The following is a 1,767-nucleotide window of genomic DNA, read 5'->3' on the forward strand; positions in this document are numbered from 1 at the left end:
AAGGCCGTGCGGGCCCATCCTGACGTCACAATCATGATCGTCCCGCACGGCCACCTTCATGATCGACCCGGGTCTTTCCTCTACCGCGCACCAAGCCGTAAGCGCCAGCCACAATGGCCGAGGGTTCGCGACCAAGGCGGTGCGTGAGATCGTGCGGGTGGCCTTCGAGGACTTGGGGCTGCATCGGGTGCAGGCAGAGACCCTGCTGCACAACGTCAGATCGCAGCGGGTGCTGGAACGCAACGGGTTCGTGCAGTTCGGCATGGCGCCGGAGTACCTCAACATCGCCGGCCGGTGGCAGGATCACGCCATGTACCAGGTGGTGAGGTCGTCGTCCGCAACCGGCTGAACGTCATCGCCCCACCACGGGTGCGCTGAAGCCGCGCCGTGCGATCACGGTGCCGGTGTTCGCTGACACTTGCCGCGCCCGCCCTCGGCGCAGTGTCATGCAGGTCCTGATAGCGCCCTGTCACGCAGGTCCCGAGACCGGACAGCCGGCTGCCGGCGATGCCGGCGATGTGGACGCTCCTATTTCCGTCAAGTGGGGCGGGTTGCCCGGCTCAGGCGAGTCCGTAGAGCTGGTTGAGGTCGAGTAGGTGGTGACCGAGGACCGAGGAGGCATGTAGGTCGAGCACGAGGACCAGGAACACGTTGGGTGTCTCGCAGTCGGCCAGGACGTGTTGGTGTGCCCCGTCTGGCGACTGCCAGGCGTAGGTGACGCGGCCTTCGGAGAAGTCGTGCCCGTTGAAGTCGTCTTCGGGGATGGAGTCGAAGTAGGGCCAGAAGTCGAAGGGGGGTTCCTTGTCCGGGCCCACTCTTGTGGGGTGGGGTCCCATCGTTGCCTTGTACTCGTCCTCAGTCAGTAGCGGTGGCACCAGGCAAGGATGCCTGGTCCAGAGGTGGCGACGCGAGCAGGTGGAAGGTCTCACGTGCGATGTAGCGCTTGAGGCATCGCATGATCTCGGTCTTGGTCTTGCCCTCTGCGGTTCGGCGGGTGACGTAGTCCTTGGTGGGCTGGTGGCAGCGCATGCGGACGAGGGTGATGCGCCAGAGTGCGCGGTTGGCGTCGCGGTCGCGCCACGGTGTAGGTGGTGGCGGTCGGTCCGTCCGGAGCTGGCAGGGATGGGGGCGACGCCGCAGAGCCGGGCGAAAGCCGCTTCGGAGTGCAAGCGGTGAGGGTTGTCGCCGGCGGTGACGAGGAGTTGCCCGGCGGTGTCGACGCCGACGCCAGGCAGCGCGACCAAATCCGGGGCGGCGGCGGTGACGAGGGCGGCCAGGTGGCTGTCGAGGTCGTCGATCTCGGCCTGAAGGGCGAGCCAGCGCCGGGCGAGGCTGCGCAGCGCGACTTATAGAAGCCAGCCTGAGGCAGCTGAGGTTCCCCCGATAGCGTGGAGGCCGGACCTAAGGGGATAGATGGTCATGGCTGAGACGAGACGGCGGTTCGACCGGGAGTTCCGTGAGGGCGCGGTGCGGATCGTGCGGGAGACGGGCAAGCCGATCGCGCAGGTCGCTCGGGATCTGGGGATCAACGACGGCACTCTGGCCAACTGGGTGGCGCAGGATCGGCGGGCTCGGGGTGAGGCCGCCGCAGGCGGTCTCGGTGAGGACGAACGCGCCGAGCTGGCTCGTCTGCGTAAGGAGAACGCGGAGCTGGCGATGGAGCGCGATGACGCCCCTATGTTTGTCAAGTTGAGGGAGTCGGCGTTGTCGCTGGTGGCAGGGCTGCGGTGATGAGGGGGAAGATCTGTCGGGCGACGTAGCGCTTCA

At 66.9% G+C, this 1,767-nt stretch carries 3 protein-coding genes and 1 pseudogene; 3 read left to right on the top strand and 1 reads right to left on the bottom strand.

From position 1 onward, the window contains the following. Window positions 1-97: 97 nt before the first annotated feature. Window positions 98-349 (top strand): annotated as a pseudogene (locus JNW87_RS38295) (GNAT family N-acetyltransferase); the annotation flags it as partial. A 211-nt stretch (window positions 350-560) separates the two neighbouring features. Here JNW87_RS38295 and JNW87_RS38300 read toward each other — a convergent pair. Beyond that, entirely contained in the window at window positions 561-1,244 is a 684-nt protein-coding gene (locus tag JNW87_RS38300) for an IS110 family transposase (RefSeq protein WP_238455433.1), read from the bottom strand. Between JNW87_RS38300 and JNW87_RS38305 the strand changes: the two genes are divergently transcribed. Together JNW87_RS38305 and JNW87_RS38310 are read left to right on the top strand one after the other, a co-directional pair. Then, entirely contained in the window at window positions 1,173-1,352 is a 180-nt protein-coding gene (locus JNW87_RS38305) for a hypothetical protein (protein WP_201749678.1), read from the top strand. The genes JNW87_RS38300 and JNW87_RS38305 overlap by 72 nt on opposite strands. Window positions 1,353-1,419: 67 nt before the next feature. After that, a complete protein-coding gene (locus JNW87_RS38310; RefSeq protein ID WP_238455434.1) occupies window positions 1,420-1,731 on the top strand; it encodes a transposase in 312 nt (103 codons plus the stop codon). The last annotated feature ends 36 nt before the right edge of the window (window positions 1,732-1,767 follow it).

Origin of the sequence: Micromonospora sp. ATA51, from assembly GCF_016802855.1 — a bacterium.
Taxonomy (GTDB): Bacteria; Actinomycetota; Actinomycetes; order Mycobacteriales; family Micromonosporaceae; genus Micromonospora; species Micromonospora sicca.

Excerpts from the sequence above, each read along its gene's own strand:
- JNW87_RS38310 (WP_238455434.1), top strand. The coding sequence starts at position 1,420 with ATGGCTGAGACGAGACGGCGGTTCGACCGGGAGTTCCGTGAGGGCGCG.